A 19,813-nucleotide genomic window follows, 5' to 3' on the forward strand; every position below is an offset into this window, starting at 1 on the left:
TAACTCGCCGCGCCGCTCCGCGCGGCATGCCATGCGCCCGGGGCCGATGCCCCGCGCGCGCTCACAGCGCCATCAATCCGGCGAGTACTTCCTCGATGACCCGCACGTTCGGCCGTCCCGAGGCGGCCGCCTCCGGTTCGCGGATCCGTATGACCCGCACGTCCAGCAGGTCGCCGAGCAGTACCCTGACGACCCCGAGGGGGATGTGCATCAGCGCGGCCACCTCGGTCACCGTCCGCGGGGTGCGGCACAGTTCGAGGATGGCCGAGTGCTCCGGCTGGAGGTTCATCCAGGGCACTCCGGCGTCGGTCACGGTGATGACGAACGCCACCAGGTCGAGGGTGTGCTCTCCGCTGCTGGTCCGGCCGCGGACCACGGCGTACGGGCGTACGACGGGACCCGCGGCCTCGTCCACCCACTCGTCTGACGTCACATCGTTGCCCAGGTACCCGGAGCTCCGTCGGCGCGCGCGTCCACGGACATGCTGTGGCCGAGCCGCTTGACGAGCATGGCCATCTCGTAGGCGACGACGCCGATGTCGGAGCCCTGCGGAGTCAGCGCGGCGAGGCAGGCGTTCTCCCCCGCGGCGCAGACGAACAGATAGCCGGCCTCCATCTCGACCATGGTCTGGCGGACGGCGCCGCCGCCGAAGTGGCGGCCGGCGCCCTTGGCCAGGCTGTTGAAGCCGGACGCGACCGCGGACAGCCGCTCGGCCTGGTCGCGGCTCATTCCGGCGGAGGTACCGAGCAGCAGGCCGTCGGTCGACAGCAGTACCGCGTGGCCGATCTCCGGGACGTTGCGGACCATGTCGCTCAGCAGCCAGTCCAGGTTGGCGGCCGGTTCGGGAAGGTGGGGAGTGGTCATCGGCTGCCGTGCCTTCCTTGGTCCGGATAGGTGGTGTTGAAGGGGAAGCGGGGCGTGCTGCCCGGCGGTCCGCCTGGCTGCGAGCCGTGCTGGTCGCCGTGCTGGCCTGCGTGCTGCCCGCCGGGCTGGCCTGCGTGCTGACCGCCGTGCTGACCGCCGGCCGGGTCCGGGCCGACCTGCCAGTTCTGGGGCGGGGCGTCGCCCGCGCGGACCTCGTCAGTGCGGGCCCGGGCGGCTCCCGCCTGGAGCGCGGACATCAGCGAGCGCACCTGCGCGGGCCGGCCGGCCGGCCCGCGCGGCGGGCCGCCCGCCCGGGCGGCACCGGCGCGTACGGGGCGCCCGGGCCGCCCGCGGGCAGGCCCGCGGGAGCGCCGGGCCGGGCGGCGGCCCGGCGGGCCGCGGCGGCCTGGGCTGCTGCGGCCGGCCGGCGGGCGGGGCCGCCGGCGGCGCGGCGTTGACCGGTCCCCTGATGCCGGGGCCGGGGGAGGCGTGGCCCCAGTCCATCAGCCGGGGGGGCGCCGCGTCCTGTGTCTCGTCCATCAGTTCCGGGGCCAGGTTGGCCTGGGGGACCCGGCGCGGCAGCCCGTCGATCAGATCCGGCTCGGCGGGTATGCCCGGCACCCCCGGCACTCCCGGCATCCCCGGTACGCCGGGTACGCCCGACACCCCGGGCGCTCCCGGCATCCCCGGCGCGCCGGGTACACCCGACGCACCCGGCTGCGGCTGCCACCCGGCGGGCGGGGGCTGCTGCCACGGCGCCATCCCGCCGTAGGGCCTGTGGGTGGGCGCCGGCTGCGGCAGCTGCTGCGGCTGCGGCGGGTGCTGGAACTGTCGCGGCTGCGGGAGCTGCTGCGGCTGCGGGAACGGCTGCGGCTGCTGGAGCTGCGGCAGCTGCTGGGGGTGGAGCTGCGGTCGCTGCTGCGGGCGGTGAGGCTGCTGGGCCTGCTGCTGGGCCTGCTGCTGGGCCTGGGCCTGGGCCTGGGCCTGCGGCTGTGCCTGGGCCTGCGGCAGGGGCTGCGGCTGGGGCACGGGCCTGCGGCCGGTCGGCTGGTCGTGCCGGGGTTCCTCGGGGTCGCCGAGGAGCCGCTGCCCCTCGACGGCGAGCCGGTTCCAGGTGGTGGGGCGCGCCGTGAGGGCCTCGCGCTTCGGTCCCGCCGGGACGGCGGTGTCCTTGGGGCCCCACTCCAGCAGCGACTGCGGCAGCAGGATGACGGCGTTCACGCCGCCGTACGGGGACTGGCGCAGGGTCACGCCGATGCCGTGGCGGTCGGCCAGCCGGCCGACGGTGACCAGGCCGAGCCGGGTGCTGTCCAGTGTGCTGACGTCCAGCGGCGCGACGATGCGCGCGTTCGCCTCGGCCAGCTCCTTGGCGGGCATGCCGGGGCCCCGGTCGTCGATCTCGACGACGAGGCCGCCGCTCGCGGTGCCCAGGGTGACCCGGACCTCGCTGTCGGAGGGCGAGAAGACCTCGGCGTTCTCGATGAGTTCGGCCAGCAGGTGGATGACGTCGGCGGCGGCGCGGCCGGCGATGCCGACGGCCGGCACCGGCAGCACGACCACCCGGGCGTACTCCTCGGTCTCGGCGATCGCGCCGCGCACCACGTCCACCGCGGGCACCGCGTGCCGCCACAGCCGCCCGGGGGGCGCACCGGAGACGATGATGAGGCCCTCGGCGTACCGCCGCATGCGGGTGGCGAGCTGGTCGAGGCGGAAGAGCGCCTCCAGCGAGCGCGGGTCCTCCTCGTGGCGCTCCATCTCGTCGAGCATGGCGAGCTGCCGGTGCACCAGGGTCTGGCTGCGGCGGGCGAGGTTGACGAACACCTCGTTGATGCCGCGGTGCAGCCGCATGTCCTCCTCGGCCAGCTCCACGGCGGTGAGCTGGAGGGCGTCGAAGGACGCGCCGAGCTCGGCCAGCTCGCGGTTGACGAAGACGGGTCTGCTCCGCTCGGTGCGCACGTCCACGGTCTCACCGCGCCGCAGCCGGGCCACCACGTCACGCAGGCTGATGTCGGTGAGGTTGCGCGCCGACTGCTGGAGACGGCCGACGTCGCCGACCAGCGAGCGGCCGATGCGCAGCGACATCACGACGGAGATGATCAGCGCGAGCAGGCCGAGGGCTCCGGCGAGGACCAGCTCGGTGACGGCGCGCCGGGCCGGCGGGCCGGTCCAGGTGAAGATGACGGAGATGTCCTTGAGCGCGAGCTGGGCGGCCGCCGTGTTCTGGGCGTCGAAGTCCGCCCGCCACTGGGAGATGGGGAACGGCAGCTTCTCGGCGTTCGGCCCGGCCGCGATGATCTCGTTCTCCATGGCCGAGACCTTGCCCATGACGCCGTCCGGGGTCGCCATCTTGAGGAAGGGCAGGCGCTGCTCCTCCGGAAGGCCGGCCAGCGCCTGCTGGTTGAGCAGCCGCTGCGCGCCGATGTCCTGGACGAGGGCGGTGTACGCGGCGGGCGACAGGTGGTGCGTGGGTCCCGCCGCGGCGGCCGAGATCAGGGCGTCTTCCTGGTTCTGGATGCCGCCGGCGGGCACCAGCGTGTACAGCGCCTCACCGAAGTTCTGCGCCTTCTGGTTCGGCAGGACCGTCATGGCCCGCAGCGCCTCGGAGAGGTTGGTGTCGATCGCGCTGTACGCGCTGAGGGCCTGGTCGGTGTCGAGCTGGTGCTGGTCCACTCCCTGCCGAATGGACGAGAGCTTCCCGAGCGCCTTCACGGCGGCGTCCACGTGGGAGCGCACCGTCCCGTTCTCCGCCGACCGCACGCCGCCCTGGCCGGCCTCGTGGACGAAGGCGGCGACGGCGGCGTCGGTGGCCGCCTGGTCGCGGTTCAGGGCGTCCGCCACCTGGTCCGGAGCCACCGTGGCGACCAGGGCGTCCCGCTGCTCCACCCGGAAGTCGATGAGCGCCACGCCGAGTGGGTGCGCCAAGTGGTTGCCGATGGTGTTCTCGTGCCACAGCGTCAAGGCGTTGCCGAGGGACAGCTGGGCGGCGTAGGCCCATAGTGCGGCCAGGGAGATCAGGGGGAGCAGGAGCAACGCGGTCAGTTTGCCGCGTATGGACCATTTGCGTCGTTTCATCGAAGCCTTGTCAGCTCAGCGCGAATAGAGGCGACCTCGTTGGCCGACGCCCATCGCGATCCGCGGCAGCTCCGAGGAGCGGGCTTCGCGACGATGTGCACTGTGCGAGGCCGCAGCACCTGTTGGGAGGCGTGCGAGAAGGCTGGGGGGAGTGCCACGTTCGGGGTTCGAGCCGTGATCATCTTATAAGTGCCAAGAAAGCCAGGCAATGACGGGATGGCGAACGCTGTGATAACAGCCGATTGCCCACCGGGTATTGCCCTCGGTGCGCGGTTAGCGTGGTTCCGGCGTGCGCCGGTCGGCCGCGACCACGCCGACGATCCCGCCCCGCACCCGGCGGGCGTCGCGCGCCAGCCCGTGGACGGCCGCGCCCAGCGCGACGGCACCCGCGACGCCGAGCCCCGCACCCCCCACTGTCCTGCCCGGAGCCAACGGCGCGGAAGCGGAGTAGGGGTCGTCGCGGTGGACCAGGACCCGCACCGTGCCGCCGGGCCTCCCGGCGACCGGCAGGAGCCGACCGGAGACGGCGGTGCCCGCGACGGTCCAACTGCCGGTGCACTGGTGGGTGCCGCCGCGCCCCGGCCCGTCGTGGCACTCGGCGACCGTGGCCTCCACCGCCGTCGTGCGCGTCAGCGCCGGCGCGAGGACGTTCGCGGCGCCGGTGAGCAGCAACGCCGCGAGGAGGAGGACGAACGGGAGGACGCAGCCGGCGCCCACCCGCGCCGCGGCGTCCCCGTCCCATGGGCCGAGGAAGCGGCTCGTGGCGACGGCGCGCGCCACCGCGACCGCGGCCGGCAGCGGCGGCCCGGGCATCCCGGACGCGGTCCACACCGCGGGGTGCGGCGCGACGTTCTCCAGCGGCCAGGCGACGACGCTGAGCGCCGGCAGCGCCCAGAACGGGACAGCCAGGGCGCGCCGGACCGCGCGGGCGGCACGGGCCCTGCGGGCGGCGTCCGGAGCCGCGCCGCCGCCTCGCGGGGAAACCGCCATGGCACCCTCCGGGTCGCATGGCCGGAGCAGGCTACCTCGGCGTTCCGGCGCAGCTCACGGCGGCGTCCGGCCGTCCGCATGTCCGTCCGGGTGCCCGTCGGCGCGGTGCCGCCCGGCCCCGCGCCGGCCGCCGGCCGCCGGCCGGCGCTCACCCGGCCAGCAGGCGGTCCCCGTCGCCGTCGCGCAGCACCCGGCACAGGCCCCGCAGCGCGGACTCCGCCTGGTCCATCTCCGCCTCGGAGAGGTGGACGGACGGCTCGATCCGCAGTGTCGAGGTGGCGCTGGCGGTCGGGAAGACGCGCACCGCGTGCTCGCGCAGCAGGTAGCCGGAGAGCACGTAGCCGAACGTGCCCGCCCGTACGTGCTCCTGGAGGGCGGGCGGACCGGCCGCCGCCGGGTCGTGGAACTCCACGCCGAGCATCAGGCCCCGGCCCCGGACGTCCTTGACGACGTCCTTGAAGTCGTTGCGGACCCCCTCCAGCCGGGCCGTGAGGCGCTCGCCGGTGTCGCGCGCGAGCCGGTACAGCGCCCCGCCGTCGGCCTCCAGAAGGTCGAGCACCCGGCCCGCGAGACGGGTGGAGAAGCCGTCCTTCGCGAACGTCGAGCTGTGCGCCATCTCGAACTCCGGGCGGTAGCGCGACTGGCGCACCAGCAGCGCCGCGGCCTTGGCCAGCCCGCCGCCCAACCCCTTGGCGAGCACGAAGTAGTCGCCCCGCAAGCCGACGAGGGAGCTGGCGAAGAAGGCCCCCGTGCGGCCCATTCCGCTCTGGATCTCGTCCACGACGACCGGGCAGCCGGCCTCCTCCGCGGTACGCGCCGCCTGCGCGGCGAACTCCGGCCCGACCTCCCGGATGCCGCCCTCGCCCTGGACGGGCTCCAGCACGACGGCGCCCACCCGCGGCAGCTCCCGGGCGGTGACGCCGACGACGCCGTCGGCGACCGTCAACGCCGAGACCGTCCGGCGCTCCTCCCGGGCGAGTTCGGCCAGCCGCCCGGGGCGGTCGAGAGGGGCGAAGCGGCAGGGTGCGGCCAGCGCCCGGAAGGGGGCGCGGAAGGCCGCGTTGTGCGTCAGCTGGACACTGCCGACGAGCTTGCCGTGGAAGGCGCCCTCGGCGGCGAGGAAGACCGGCGGGGCGTCCCAGTGCGGAGCGTCGGCCTCCGCGACCTCCCGGACCAGCCGTTCCAGCGCCTCGGCGTCCTGGAGGCCGTCGCCCCCGGCGACGCCCGCCGATCCGGCGGTCAGCGCGGCCCGCGCCGCCGGGTCCAGCGCGGCTCCGCCCCGGACCGCCGTGCGGGCCTCCCGGACGCCGTCCTCGACCTCCCGCCGCAGCGCCTCCACTCGCATCACGCGGTCGAGTTCGGCGTGCTTGACGGCCGCCTCGACGGCCTCCGCGCCGCTGTTGGCGAAGATCACCGAGTACGGCTCGTCCGTCCCGAACTCCCGGTGCAGGACGGCGTTCAGCTTGCGGGCGACGTCGTCGGCCCACGGGTGCAGCGAGAACTGCGCCAGGACGGGGGTGCGGGCGTCCAGCAACTCGGCGGCGTACCGCGTGAGTTCCGGGTGGTTGTGGCCCAGGACGGTGGCTCCGAAACCGCCGACCAGGTCCAGCACGGGCAGCTCCGCGCCGTCCGCGCCGCGGCGGTAGAGGATGTTGCCCTCGGCGCGGACGTACTCGACGGCCAGCCCGAGGGCGACCAGGTGGCGGACCAGGAAGGGTTCGGAGAGCGAGTCCTGCGCGTCGGCCGGTTCCACGGCGGTCATCTCCTGTCTGTGGCAGCGAAAGGCTGGATGGGTGGGGTGCGGATAACTGGCATGCAGGGAAGGGGTGTTGGGGAGTGCCCGCCCGTTGGCGCGGGTCGGAACTCCCGCTCGGAACTCCCGCTCGGAACTCCCGCTCGGAACTCCGCTCAGGACTCCGCTCGGAACTCCGCGTCGATGAAGGCGAAGAGCTCGTCGTCGGTGGCGGACCCGATGTCCCGCGCGGGAGCGTCCGGCCCGGCCGGGACGGCGGACCGGTCGCGTTCGGCGAGCAGTTCGCGGAGCCGGTCCGCGAGCAGCCGGCAGGTCGCCTCGTCCGGCGTCGCGGCCGCCAGCGCCACCTCCAACGCCCCTGGACCGGAGGGTGGTTCGGCCGGCCGCAGCAGCGTGCGCAGGTGGTCGGCGACCGCTGCGGGCGTGGGATGGTCGAACACGAGCGTCACCGGAAGATCGGAGCCGGTGAGCCGGGACAGCCGCTCCCGGAGTTCGAGCGCGGTCAGCGAGTCGATACCGGCGTGCTGGAACGGGTCCGCCGCGCCGATCCGCTCACCCGGGGGCAGGCCGAGGACGGCACCCGTCTGGTCGCGCACCAGGTCGGTCAGAGCCTCCAGGTCCGCGGTCCGCCACCGCTCGGCGGGCCCGTCCTGCTGCGGGATCGCCGCGCGCGGGGCGGGGGTCGCGGGCGCGGCGGGCAAGGGCGGTACGGCGCCGTCACCGAGCGAGCCGTCCCCGAGGGGGCCGTCCCCGAGCGAGCCGTCCCCGAGGGCGCAGCCCCTGAGCATGGCGGGCAGCAGGTCCGAGCCGGCCCGGGCGCGCAGCACCGTGTGGTCCAGGCCGATGGGCACCAGCACCGGGTCGGGCGACGCCAGGGCCGCGTCCAGCAGGCGCAGCCCCTCCTCCGCCCCCAGCGGGCGGACGCCCATCCGCGCGGTGCGGGCGAGGTCCGCGCCGGTCAGATGACCGGTGAGCGCCCCGGCGCCCTCCCACAGGCCCCAGGCCAGCGAGACGGCGGGCTGCCCGGCCGCCCGGCGCCGGACCGCGAGGGCGTCCAACACGGCGTTGGCGGCGGCGTAGTTGCCCTGGCCTCCGGTGCCCAGCACGCCTGCGGCCGAGGAGAACAGCACGAAGGCGGAGAGATTTTGATTCTGCGTCAGCTCGTCCAGCCACAGGGCCGCGTCGGCCTTGGGCCGCAGCACCGTGTCCACGCGCCGGGCGTCCAGCGCGCCGACCACCCCGTCGTCCAGCACCGCCGCGGCGTGCACCACGGCCGTCAGGGGTGCCTGCGGCGGCACGGCGGCGAGGAGCGCCCGTACGCCCTCGCGGTCGGCGACATCGCAGGCCACGAGGGCGACCTGGACGCCCTGGGCACGCAGCCGGGCGCACTCCTCGGCCGCCTCCGGGGCGTCGGGACCGCGCCGCGAGGCCAGCACCAGGCTGCGGACGCCGTGTTCGGCGACCAGGTGCCGGGCCACCAAGCGGCCCAGCAGCCCGGTCCCGCCGGTGATCAGCACCGTGCCGGCCGGGTCCAGGGGCCGCGGCGGCGCGGCGCCCTCCGGCGGCGGCGCGGCCACCGCGACGAGCCGCGGCACCCGCACCGCCCCGCCGCGCACCGCGAACTGCGGCTCGCCCGCGGCGGCGGCCGCGGCCAGTCCGGGGGCGACCGCCGCCGCGGCCTCGTCCGGGCCCGTCGCCGGCGGCAGGTCGAGGTCGGCGAGGAGGAAGCGGCCGGGGTGCTCGGTCTGCGCCGACCTGACCAGCCCCCAGACGGCGGCGGCCGCCGGGTCGAGCGGCTCGCCGTCGCGCGTCGCGACGCCCCGCCGGGTGGCCACGACGAGCAGGCCGCCTTCCCCTTCCCCGGCCGGCCGGGCGAGGGCGGCCCGCACGGCCTCCAGGGCCCAGGCCAGCGCGGCGCGGACGCGGTGCGGATCGCCGCCCGAGCTGGGCTCCTCCTCGCGCCAGAGCAGCAGTCGGCGCCGGTCGGCCGGGGCGGCCGCGACCTCCGCCGCGTTCCGGACCCCGGCCGGGGCCGCGCCGGCGCCGGCCGTGACGGGCAGCTCCGTCCAGTCGACCCGGTACAGCCCCCGCTGCGGCGCGGCCCTCGGCACGGGAGCGTGCGCGGCCGGCACCGGGGGAGTGCCGTCGGCCGGGACCGGCGGAACACCGCCCGCCGCCGGGGAGAGAACGTCCTTCGCCGGCAGCGGCCGTACGGTCAGCGAGCCGACGGACAGCACCGGCGTACCGTCCTGGGCGGCCAGTTCGACGGCCAGCCCGCCGGCCGACGGGACCACCCGCACCCGTACCGCACGGGTGCCGCTCGTGTGGAGGACCACCTGCCGCCAGACGAAGGGCACCAACGGTCCGTCGGCCGCCGCCGGGCCGTTCACCGGGCGGTCCGCCGGGGCGTCTGCGGGGTCGTCCGTCGGGGTGTTCACCGGGACGTTCACCGGGGCGTCCGGCGCGGGGCGGGAGCCGAGCAGCGCGGTGTGCAGGGCCGCGTCGAACAGGGCGGGGTGCAGGGCGTATCCGCCTGGGCCGCCCGACCCGCCCGACCCGCCCGCCGCCTCGGTGAGCACGGCCTCGCCGTAGCACTCGTCGCCACGGACCCAGCCCGAGGTCAGGCCGCGGAACAACGGGCCGTACCCGTAGCCGCGTTCGGCCAGCGCGCCGTAGAGGGCGCCAGGGGAGGCCGGGACGGTGCCCACGGGCGGCCAGATCCCGGCCGCGGGCGGCCGGGCGTCCGCCGCGGAGCCGGGCCGCACCCGGCCGGCGGCGTGCCGGACCCACGCGGCGCCCGGGTCGTCGGCACGGGCGTGGACGGTGAGCGGGCGGTGCCCGGCCCCGTCCGGCGCGTCCACGGTGACCCGCACGGCGACCTCCGCTCGCGGGGGCAGCACCAGCGGTGCCTCCAGGACCAGCTCCTCCACCACCGGGCAGCCCGCCCGCTCACCGGCCTGGAGGGCCAGTTCCACCAGGGCCGTCGCGGGCAGCAGGACCGTCCCGTGGACCGCGTGGTCGGCCAGCCACGGCTGGGCGGCGGTCGAGACCCGCCCGGTGAGCGTGAGCACCGGCCCGCCGGTGCCGGGCGCCTCGGCGACCGTGCGCAGCAGCGGGTGCCCGGCCACCGCCGTGCCGGAAGCCTCGGCACGGGGGAGTACGTCGGCGCCGGGGGCCGCGTTGGTGCCGGGGAGCGCGTCGGCGTCCGGGACCGGGGCGGGCGCTTGGGCCTGTGCGGGCATCGCCGCACCCGGCCAGAAACGGCGGCGCTGGAAGGGGTAGGGCGGCAGCTCGACCCGCCGGGCGGCGGGCGGCAGCAGCGGACGCCAGTCCACCGCGTGCCCGGCGGTGAACAGCTCCGCCAGCGAGCGCGCGAACCGCTCCCGCCCGCCCTCCTCCCGGCGCAGCGTGCCGCACACCACGGCCGGCACCCGGGCCTGGTCCAGGCACTCGCGCAGGCTCGTCCCGAGCACGGGGTGCGCGGCCACCTCGACGAAGGCCCCGAACGGCCGCTCGGCCAGGGCCAGTACGGCCGGGTGGAAGCCGACCGGGCGGCGCAGGTTGCGGTACCAGTAGCGGGCGTCCACCGGACCGGTGACCCAGGCGCCGTCCACCGTCGAGAACCACGGCACCGTCGGCGCCGCGGCCTCGACCCCGGCGAGCAGCTCCAGCAGCTCCTCCTCGACCGCCTCCACCCGCGCGGTGTGGGAGGCGTAGTCCACCGGGATCACCCGGACGTCCGCGCCGCGCGCGCTCAGCCGCTCGTGGAGGGCGGTGAGCGCCTCCGGGTCGCCGCCGACCAGGGTGCGCCGCGGACCGTTGACGGCGGCCACCTCGGCGCGGTCGCCGCACGCGCGGACGCAGGCGCGCACCTCCTGCTCGGGCAGCGGTACGGACAGCATGCCGCCGCCCCCGGCCAGCCGCCGCGCGATGACCTGGCTGCGCAGCGCCACCACGCGCGCGGCGTCCGGCAGCGACAGCGCCCCGGCCACGCAGGCCGCGGCGATCTCCCCCTGGGAGTGGCCGAGGACGGCGTCGGGGCGCACCCCGCACGCCTGCCACATGGCCGCCAGCGACACCATCACCGCGAACGACACCGGCTGGCCCACGTCCACCCGCTGCCACGGCGGCGCCCCCTCGGCTCCGTCCAGGACCTCCGACAGCGACCAGTCCACGTGCGGGGCCAGCGCCCGCTCGCACGCGGCCATCCGCGCGGCGAACACCGGCTCCGTCCGCAGGAGTTCGCGACCCATGCCGGGCCAGTGGCTGCCCTGGCCGGGGAAGACGAAGACGGTGCCGCCGCCGGCCCGCGCCCCGCCGTCCTGCTCCGCGCGGGCCGGGCCGGCGCTCCCGGCCGCGGCCGGGTCCGCGGTGACCAGGCCGTCGTGCGCACGGCCCGCCGCGAGGGCGCGCAGCGCCTCACCCGCCGGCGCGGCTTCGCCCGCCACGACCACGGCCCGGTGCTCGAACCGGCCGCTCCCCGCCAGCGCCGCGGCCACGTCCGCCACGGACGCGCCCTGGTCCAGCAGCCCGGCAAGGGACGCCGCGCGGGCGGCCAGCGCGGTGGCCGACCTGGCGGAGACCACCAACGGGGCAGGGGCAGGGGCCGTGACGGGGGCCGGGACCGCTTCCCTGCCGCCGGGTGCGCCGTCCGCGCCGTCCGGTCCCGTCGGCACCGGCTCGTCCGACGGCGCCTGTTCGAGGATCACGTGGGCGTTGGTGCCGCTGAGGCCGAACGAGGAGACGGCACCCCGGCGGGGGCGGCCGTGGTCGGGCCAGTCCCGTTCCCGGGTGAGCAGCTCGACCGCGCCCGAGGACCAGTCCACCCGTGAGGAGGGCCGGTCCAGGTGGAGGGTGCGCGGCAGCCGGCCGTGGCGCATGGCCAGGACCGTCCTGATCACGCCGACGACGCCCGCGGCGGCCTGCGTGTGGCCGACGTTGGACTTCGCCGAGCCCAGCAGCAGCGGGGCGTGCCGGGTGCCCCGGCCGTACGTCTCCAGCAGCGCCTGCGCCTCGATCGGGTCGCCCAGCGCGGTGCCGGTGCCGTGCGCCTCCACCGCGTCCACGTCCCGCGCGGCCAGCCCCGCGTCGGCCAGCGCCTGGCGGATCACCCGCCGCTGGGCGGGCCCGTTGGGCGCGGTCAGCCCGTTGGAGGCGCCGTCCTGGTTGACCGCCGAGCCGCGGACCACCGCCAGCACCTCCCGGCCGGCCCGGCGCGCGGCGGACAGCCGCTCCAGCACCAGCACCCCGACGCCCTCGGCCCACGCGGTGCCGTCGGCGGCCTCGGCGAACGGCTTGCACCGGCCGTCGGCGGCCAGCCCGCGCTGCCGGGAGAACTCGACGAAGCCGTCCGGCGTGGCCATCACCGTCGCTCCGCCGACCAGGGCCGTCGCGCACTCGCCGGACCGCAGCGAACGGACCGCCAGGTGGAGCGCCACCAGCGAGGACGAGCACGCGGTGTCCACCGCGACCGCCGGCCCCCCGGTGCCCAGCACGTACGCCACCCGGCCGGCCGCCACGCTGCCGGCGCTGCCGGTGACCCGGTAGCCGTCGGAGTCGCCGCCGGGCGGCAGCAGGCCGGCGTAGCCGTTGCCGAACAGGCCGGTGAAGATGCCCACGTCCTGGCCGTGGAGCCCGGCCGGGTCGATGCCGGCGCCCTCCAGCGCCTCCCAGGTGACCTCCAGCAGCAGGCGCTGCTGGGGGTCCATGGCCAGCGCCTCGCGCGGCGAGATCCCGAAGAAGTCGGCGTCGAAGAGCCCGGCGCCGGGCAGGAAGCCGCCGTGCCGGGTGTACGAGGTGCCCGGGGTGCCGGGGTCGGGGTGGTAGAGGCGGCCGAGGTCCCATCCCCGGTCGTCGGGGAAGGGCGTGATCGCGTCCCGGCCCGCCATGAGCAGCGCCCAGAAGTCCGCGGGGGAGGCGACGCCGCCGGGCAGCCGTACGCCCATGCCGGTGATCACCACCGGGTCGTCCTCCCCCGCCCGCGGCCCGTTCCGCGCGGTCCCGTCGGCGGACCCGGCCTCGTACGGGCCGTCGGCCGTCTCCCCGTTCAGGCGTCCGCGCAGGTAGCGGGCGACGGCGGCGGGCGTCGGGTGGTCGAACGCCAGCGTCGCGGGCAGCGCGAGGCCGGTGTCCCGGGCCAGCCGGTCGCGCAGGGCGACGGCGCTGATGGAGTCCATGCCCAGGGCGGCGAAGGCGGCGCCGCCGAACACCCGGGCCGGCCGGAACCCCAGCGCGGCCACCGTCGCCGCCTCCACCAGGGTGTCCAGGTCCGACGGCGCGGCGGCGGGCCGGGCGGCGTCCTCGGGGGCGGCGGGCAGCAGCGCCCGTACCGCGTTCCGGTCGGTCTTGCCCGCCGCGTTCCGCGGGATCTCGTCCACCAGGCCGAGCCGGACGGGGAGTTTGTAGCCGGCCAGCAGGGGCGCGGCGAACGCGCGCAGCGCCTCCAGCGTGACGCCGGCCCCCGCCGCCCCGGCGGCCGGTACGGCCACGGCGGCCACCGCCTCGCCCCACGTGTCGTGCGGCGTGCCGACGACCGCGACGTCCGCCACGCCGGGGCAGCCGGCCAGCACCCGTTCGACCTCGGCGGGGTAGACGTTCTCGCCGTTGGTGATGACGACGTCCTTGAGCCGGTCGACGAGGAACAGGCAGCCGTCGGCGTCCAGCCGCCCGATGTCGCCGGTGCGGAACCAGCCGTCCCCGGGCCAGGCCGCGCCGGTGGCCTCGGGGTCGTCCCAGTAGCCGGGGCTGACGTTCGCGCCGCGCACCCACACCTCCCCGGCCGCGTCCGGACCGGCCACCGGCTCGCCGGTCGCCGGATCGCTGACCCGCAGCTCCGTCAGCGGCATCGCCACGCCCGCCGAGCCGGCCTTCGCCACCGTCAGGGCGGCCGGCAGGTGGCTGGCGAAGCACGCGGTCTCGGTCAGCCCCCACGCCTGCTGGAGCGGCACCCCGCGCTCCGCGTAGTCCAGCACCAGCCGCGGCGGCACCGGCGCGCCGGCCACGACGGGGCTGCGCAGGGCGGAGAGGTCCGCCTCCGCGAACCCCGCCGAGCGGCTGACCGCCGCGTACATCGACGGGACGGCGAAGACCGTGTTGACCTGGAACTCCACCAGGTCGCGCAGGGTCCGGTCGGGGTCGAAGGAGCGGCGCAGCAGCGTGGTGCCGCCGCGCGCCAGGGCGCGCAGCGTGAAGCAGTTCAGCCCGCCGATGTGGAAGAGCGGGGTGACCACGAGGTTGACGTCGCCGTCCCGGACGTCCAGGGCCGCGTCGACGTTGGCGCTGTTGGCCCGGATGTTGCCGTGGGTGAGCCGGACGCCTTTGGCCCGGCCGGTGGTGCCGGAGGTGTACAGCAGCAGGGCGAGGTCGTCCTCGCCCAGCGGCAGCGGCTCGCGCACCGCGCCGACCCCGGCCAACTCCGTGCTCAGCGGCGCGTACGGCGGCTCGGGCCGGTACGGCGGCTCCTGCGCGTACGGCGGCCCGGCCGGCTCCGGCGCGGCGCTGAGCCGCGCGGCGGCGAGCGGGACGGCGGGGTCGTCGTCGACGAGCAGCGGGCGCAGCCCCGGCCGGGCGGCCGCGAACGGCCGGACGGCGGCGAGGTGGCCCGGCTCCACGACCAGCGCGCCGGCCCCGCAGTGGCGCAGCACCTCGTCCGTCTCCCGGGGACTGAGCCGGTGGTTGACCGGTACGAGGACGGCGCCCAGCCAGGCGCACGCCAGGTACGCCGTCAGCAGCGCCGGGCTGTTCATCCCCACGTAGGCGACCCGGTCGCCGCGCGCGGTGCCGCGCTCGGCGAGCACCTCGGCCAGCCGCCCGGCCCGGTCGAGGAGTTCGGGGTAGCCGACCGAGGTGCCCTCGTACAGGAGCGCCGGTCCGGCCGAGGGCCGTGCGGCGGCCCGCTGGGCGTCCCGCACCGGGTTGGTGTCCACATGCATGGCTGTTCTCCTCGGTGGCGTGCGAATTCGCGCGTCAGGCGGTGGGGGAGTCCGGGCGCGGGAACCAGTCGGCCTGGACGAAGAATTCGACGTACCGGCGGAACAGCCGCTCGTCGATCGGCGGGCAGGTGATCCCGGTGCCGGCCAGGGCCCGTTCGGTGGCCGAGACGTCCATCGGGGGGTGGAACGCCTTGCCGTTGGCGATGAGTTCGAAGGTGTCGAGCAGCGGGACGAGGGGGTTGTCGGGGTCGGCGAGGAGGCGTTCCCGCCAGCTCCGCAGGTCCGTCTCGGGCAGCGGGTAGCCGAGCGCCCGGAGGTGGCCGAGGAACTCGGCGTAGCCCTCGGTGCCGGGGTTGTGCAGGTGGAAGGTGCCGCCCGCGTTCTCGGCGCGCAGCGAGACGGCCAGCACCGCCGCGCTGACGTAGTCGGCCGGTGCCATGTGGGCCGGGCCGCGCAGGCCCTCGGGCACCACACCGGCCTGGAGCAGCCCCTTCAGGCTCAGCCAGATGAAGTCGTGGCGCTGGCAGGCTCCGTTGACCTGGTCCCCGCAGATGACGTCGGACCGGTACACGGAGACCGGCAGCCCGCGCCCCTGGGCGATCCGCACCACCTCCTCCGCCACCCACTTGCTCTGCAGGTAGCCGTTGGCCAGCGCCTCCGGCGGGCCGGTCGGGTCGTCCACCCGCAGCGGGCGCTCGGCGGCCGAGACGGCGGCGAAGACCCCGGTGGACGACACGTGGTGGACCGGCACGGTGCGATGCCGGGCGGCCAGCCGCAGGACCTCCCGGGTGCCCGAGACGTTGGCGGCCCGCAACTCGGCGTACGGACGGAGCCAGTTGACGGTCGCGCCGGCGTGGTAGACGGCGTCGGCGGTACGCGCCAGGACGTCGAACCGCTCCTCCGTCAGGCCGAGCCGGGGCAGCGCCAGGTCGCCGTGGACGACCTCCAGCCGGTCGGGGTCCACAGCGTCCTCGATCCGGTACCAGCGCAGCGCCTCCCGCAGGCGGTGCTCGGCGTCGAGCCGCCCGGCGCCGCGTACCAGGCAGTGCACCCTGGCCCGGGTGGTCCGCATCAGGTCGCGCAGCAGGAACGCGCCGAGGAAGCCGGTCGCCCCGGTCAGCAGGACCTCGCGGGGATCGGCCACGGAGCGGACCACCTCGGCGGCCGGACGGATGTCGTCGTCCAGCCGGACATCGGCCTCGAAGTCCACGCCGCCGGCACCGGGTCCGGCGGGTCCGGTGCCGGCGGCAGGTCCGGCAGGTCCGGCGGGGCCGGTGCCGGCGGCGGCGAGCAGGGCCGCGTACACGTGGTCGCCCAGGGCGGCGGGCGTGGGATGGTCGTAGACGACGCCCGCCTTCAACCGCAGCCCGGTGGCCGCCTCCAGGCGGTTGCGCAGGCCCACCGAGGCCAGCGAGTCGAAGCCCATCTCGGGGAAGCCGCGCCCGTCCTCGACGGCGTCGGCGGTGGCGTGGCCGAGGACCAGCGCGGTCTCCCGCCGTACCGTCTCGGCCACCTCCTGCCGCCTGCGCTGCTCGGGCAGGCCGGCGAACCGGGCCAGCAGCGGCGCGGCGGTGGCGGCGGCGCGCCGGACGGCCTGCCGGGGGACGCGCCGGACCAGGCCGGTGAACAGCAGCGGGATGTCGTCGTTGGCGGCCAGCGCGGCGGGGTCCACGGGCGTCACGGTCACCGCCGCGCGTCCGGTGGCGAGCGCGGCGTCCAGCATGGCCGGCCCGTCCGCCGCGCCGATCGGCAGCACGCCGCCGCGGGCGATGCGCTTGAGGTCCGGCTCGGAAAGGTGCCCGGCCATGCTGCCGTCCACGTGCCACAACCCCCAGGCGAGGGAGGCCGCCGGCAGCCCCCGGGCTGCCCGGTACTGGGCGAGGGCGTCCAGGAAGGTGTTGGCGGCGGCGTAGTTGGCCTGTCCGGGGCCGCCGACCACCCCCGCGATCGAGGAGAACAGCACGAACGACGACAGGTGGTGACGCAGCGTCAGTTCGTGCAGGTTCCACGCCGCGTCGGCCTTGGGACGCAGCACGGCAGCGAGCCGTTCGGGGGTCAGGGCCGGGAGCACGCCGTCGTCGAGGACGCCCGCGGTGTGCACCACGCCGGTGAGCGGGTGGTCGGCGGGGATGCCCGCGAGCAGCTCGGCGAGCGCCTCGCGGTCGGCGGCGTCGCACGCGGCGACGGTGACCCGCGCGCCCAGCGCGGTGAGGTCGGCGACGAGGTCGGCGGCGCCGTCCGCCGCGGGCCCGCGCCGACTGGTCAGCAGCAGCCGGCGCACGCCGTGGCGGCGGACCAGGTGGCGGGCGAACAGCGCGCCGAGGGCGCCGGTGCCGCCGGTGACCAGTACGGTGCCGTCCGGGTCCCAGGACGGCGGTTGGTCCGCCCGCGCCGGGGCGGCCGGGGCCGGCACCCGCGCCAGCCGGGGCACGTGCACGGTGCCCTGCCGCAGAGCGGCCTGCGGCTCCCCCGACGCCAGGAGCTCAGCCAGTGCCTCGGCCGAGGCGGGGGCGCCGTCGAGGTCGGCCAGCACGATCCGGCCGGGGGCCTCGGACTGGGCCGACCGCAGCAGCCCCCACGCCGCGGCTGCGGCCGGGTCGGGCGTTTCGACGGCTGTTCCCGCTGTGCCAGCCGTTCCGACTGTTCCGGACGGGTCGTCCGCCGCGGCCGTGTGGACGGCGCCCCGCGTCAGCACCACCAACCGGGCCGCGCCCGAACGCGGGTCGGCCAGCCAGGACTGGGCCAACTCCAGCGCACGCGAGGCGTATGCGTGGGCTCCGGCAGCGGGATCGCCGTACCCACCCGGTGTCGACTCCTGCTCGGAAAGGGCTGGTTCCCGCGCGGACCGAAGCAACTCCGGTAGCAGCGGCACCAGAACGGTGTCGCAGGAGTCCGGCAGCAGGCTGAGGGCCGCCTCCAGGGTGGGCACGCGGCGCCCGGGGACGCCGGGCAGCGTGACCAGCGGGGCGGACGGCCCATCCGGCTCGGAGGTCCCGCCTGGCTCGGAGGTCCCATCCGGCTCGGACGCCGTACCCGGGTCCGGCGCCTCGTCACGGCCCTGTCCGGCGCTCGGGTCGACCACCGCCCAGCGGTCCTGGCCCGCGCGCGGCCCGGGCGCCAGCGGCAGCCAGCACGTCTCGAAGAGCGCGTCGAGGGCGCCGCGGTCCCGGCTGCCGTCGCCCGCGGTCTCCGGGCCCAGCGCGACGGAGCCGACGGACGCCACCGGCAGCCCGTCCGGGTCGGTGAACCGCAGCGACAGCGTCCCCTCCGGTCCCGGGGCGATCCGCACCCGGACGGTCCCGGCGCCCGGCGTGTGCAGGCGTACCCCGCGCCAGCGCAGGGCGGGCCGCGGCCGTTCGGTGCCGACGGCCAGCCGCAGCGCCACGTCGAGCAGCGCCGGATGGAGGCCGAACCCCTCCACCGCCGTGCCGGGCGCCACGCTCACCTCGGCGAACAACTCCTCGCCCCGCCGCCACAGCGCGGTGACGGGTGCCCGGGTGCCGGTGCCTCCGGTGCTTCCGGTGCCGGCTGTTGCCCGGGACGGCTGGACGGCGGGCCCACCGTCACAGGCTGACAAAGCGCCGACCACCGCGGCCGTCTCCACCGCCTCCGCGCCGGCCGGGGGCCAGGCGGCGGGGGCGGCGGGCGCGGGGACCGCCGTGCGGCTCAGGGTGCCGGAGGCCCAGGGGGCCCACGTGCCCTGCCCCTTCTCCGGCCGGCAGTGCACCGTGACCGGCCGGCGCCCGGCGCCGTCCGCCGCGCCGACCACGATCTGCGCGGCCAGCGCGCCGCGTCCCGGCAGTACCGGCCCCGGGTCGACGGACAGCTCCTCCACCAGCGAGCAGCCGGCCTCCTCGCCGGCCCGGGCGACCATGTCCAGCAGCGCCGCGGACGGCAGCGCGCCCGCCCGTTCCGCGGTTCGCCCGGCCGTGGCCAGGACCTCGGTGCCGATCCGCCCGGTGCACACCCACTCGTCGCGGCCCGCCACCCGGACCGCGCTGTCGAGCAGCGGATGGCCGGCCGCCGGGCCGCCGCCGGCCGGCGTGTCGGCCGGCGTCAGCCAGTACCGCTCCCGCTGGAAGGCGTACGTGGGCAGCTCGACGGGGTCGGCGGCCCGGCGGGGGAAGAACTCCGACCAGCCGACCGGCACGCCGGCCGCCCACAGCCGGCCGAGGGCGGTGACGACGGCGGCGGACTCGGGCGCGTTGGCGCGCAGGGCGGCCAGGGACAGCACCGGACCGTCCGGCCCGCGCCCGCCGCACTCCTCCACCATGGCCGACAGCACGGCGTCCGGCCCGAGTTCCAGCGTCGCCGTGACGCCCATGCCGCACAGCGAGGCGACGGCGTCGGCGAACCGGACCGGCTGCCGGACCTGGTCGATCCAGTACTCCGCGGTACGCAGCCGGTCGGGGTCGGCGCCGCGGCCCGTGACGGCGGAGACCACGGGCAGGACGGGCGCCCGGAGGGTGGCGGCCAGCAGGACCTCGCGGTACTCCGCCAGCATCCCGTCCATGTGCCAGGAGTGCGCCGCGTGGCTGATGGCCAGGTGCTTGCTGCGCCCGCCGGCGGCCGCGACGGCGTCGGCGACCTCTCGTACGGCGTCCGCGTCGCCGGAGACGACCACCGAGGACGGGCTGTTGACCGCCGCGAGGTCCACCCGGCCCGGATACCGCGCCAGCAGGGCGCGGGCCTCCTCCTCGGTGACGCCGAGCGCCGCCATCGCGCCGTTGTCCGGCTGCTCCTGCATCAGCCGGCCCCGGGCGGCCACCACGGCCGCCGCGTCCGGCAGCGACAGCACACCGGCCACGTGGGCGGCGGACAGCTCGCCCAGCGAGTGCCCGGCGACCGCGTACGGACGCACCCCCCAGCTCTCGAAGAGCCGGAAGAGCGCGACCTCCTGGGCGAACACCGCCGGCTGGCCGTACCGGTGCTGCGCCAGCAGCTCCCGCGCCGCCACGACCTCGTGCAGCGGCCGGTCCAGGTGCGGCGCGAACGCCTCGACCGCCGCGTCGAACGCCTCGGCGTAGGCGGGGAAGTCCAGGTACGGCTCCGCGCCCATCCCCGGACGCTGGGCGCCCATGCCGGTGAACAGGGCGGCGAGCCGCGGCTCGGCGGCCGGGCGGCGCGGCGCGTCGCCCTCGCCCCGCGACAGCCCGCGCACCGCCGCGAGCAGCTCCTCGCGGCCCGCTCCCACGACCACCGC

Annotated in this window: 8 protein-coding genes; all 8 read right to left on the reverse strand. The window is 77.1% G+C overall.

Annotated features, from left to right (window positions below):
* Positions 1-61 precede the first annotated feature (61 nt).
* Positions 62-433 (reverse strand): DUF742 domain-containing protein, encoded by a 372-nt coding sequence (locus tag BS72_RS23320; protein WP_037913261.1) that lies wholly within the window; start codon positions 431-433, stop codon positions 62-64.
* Positions 430-864 (reverse strand): roadblock/LC7 domain-containing protein, encoded by a 435-nt coding sequence (locus BS72_RS23325; protein WP_051951550.1) that lies wholly within the window; start codon positions 862-864, stop codon positions 430-432. The genes BS72_RS23320 and BS72_RS23325 overlap by 4 nt, the downstream gene beginning before the upstream one ends.
* Complete coding sequence (locus tag BS72_RS23330; RefSeq protein ID WP_037913264.1) at positions 861-1,121, reverse strand: hypothetical protein; 261 nt, start codon at positions 1,119-1,121, stop codon at positions 861-863. Before BS72_RS23330 ends, BS72_RS23325 begins: the two co-directional genes overlap by 4 nt.
* Positions 1,081-3,936, reverse strand: a complete 2,856-nt coding sequence (locus tag BS72_RS32700) for a nitrate- and nitrite sensing domain-containing protein (RefSeq protein WP_078901584.1) — start codon at positions 3,934-3,936, stop codon at positions 1,081-1,083. Before BS72_RS32700 ends, BS72_RS23330 begins: the two co-directional genes overlap by 41 nt.
* A 273-nt stretch (positions 3,937-4,209) precedes the next feature.
* The gene (locus BS72_RS23340; RefSeq protein WP_037913267.1) at positions 4,210-4,926 is read right to left on the reverse strand and encodes a hypothetical protein; all 717 of its coding nucleotides are present in this window, start codon (positions 4,924-4,926) and stop codon (positions 4,210-4,212) included.
* 148 nt (positions 4,927-5,074) lie between these two features.
* Entirely contained in the window at positions 5,075-6,688 is a 1,614-nt protein-coding gene (locus BS72_RS23345) for an aspartate aminotransferase family protein (protein ID WP_037913270.1), read from the reverse strand.
* A gap of 146 nt (positions 6,689-6,834) precedes the next feature.
* Complete coding sequence (locus BS72_RS39630) at positions 6,835-14,610, reverse strand: type I polyketide synthase (protein ID WP_051951553.1); 7,776 nt, start codon at positions 14,608-14,610, stop codon at positions 6,835-6,837.
* A 34-nt stretch (positions 14,611-14,644) separates the two neighbouring features.
* A complete protein-coding gene (locus BS72_RS32705) occupies positions 14,645-19,669 on the reverse strand; it encodes a thioester reductase domain-containing protein (protein ID WP_232792508.1) in 5,025 nt (1,674 codons plus the stop codon).
* Positions 19,670-19,813: the final 144 nt, after the last annotated feature.

It is taken from the genome of Actinacidiphila yeochonensis CN732 (assembly GCF_000745345.1).
GTDB classification, from domain to species: Bacteria; Actinomycetota; Actinomycetes; order Streptomycetales; family Streptomycetaceae; genus Actinacidiphila; species Actinacidiphila yeochonensis.

What these genes read in the sequence shown, in the direction of transcription:
- BS72_RS23325 (WP_051951550.1), bottom strand. Translation starts at nt 864, where the DNA reads ATGACCACTCCCCACCTTCCCGAACCGGCCGCCAACCTGGACTGGCTG.
- BS72_RS23330 (WP_037913264.1), bottom strand. Translation starts at nt 1,121, where the DNA reads ATGTCCGCGCTCCAGGCGGGAGCCGCCCGGGCCCGCACTGACGAGGTC.
- BS72_RS32700 (WP_078901584.1), bottom strand. Translation starts at nt 3,936, where the DNA reads ATGAAACGACGCAAATGGTCCATACGCGGCAAACTGACCGCGTTGCTC.
- BS72_RS23340 (WP_037913267.1), bottom strand. Translation starts at nt 4,926, where the DNA reads ATGGCGGTTTCCCCGCGAGGCGGCGGCGCGGCTCCGGACGCCGCCCGC.
- BS72_RS23345 (WP_037913270.1), bottom strand. Translation starts at nt 6,688, where the DNA reads ATGACCGCCGTGGAACCGGCCGACGCGCAGGACTCGCTCTCCGAACCC.
- BS72_RS39630 (WP_051951553.1), bottom strand. Translation starts at nt 14,610, where the DNA reads ATGCATGTGGACACCAACCCGGTGCGGGACGCCCAGCGGGCCGCCGCA.
- BS72_RS32705 (WP_232792508.1), bottom strand. Translation starts at nt 19,669, where the DNA reads ATGGGCGCGGAGCCGTACCTGGACTTCCCCGCCTACGCCGAGGCGTTC.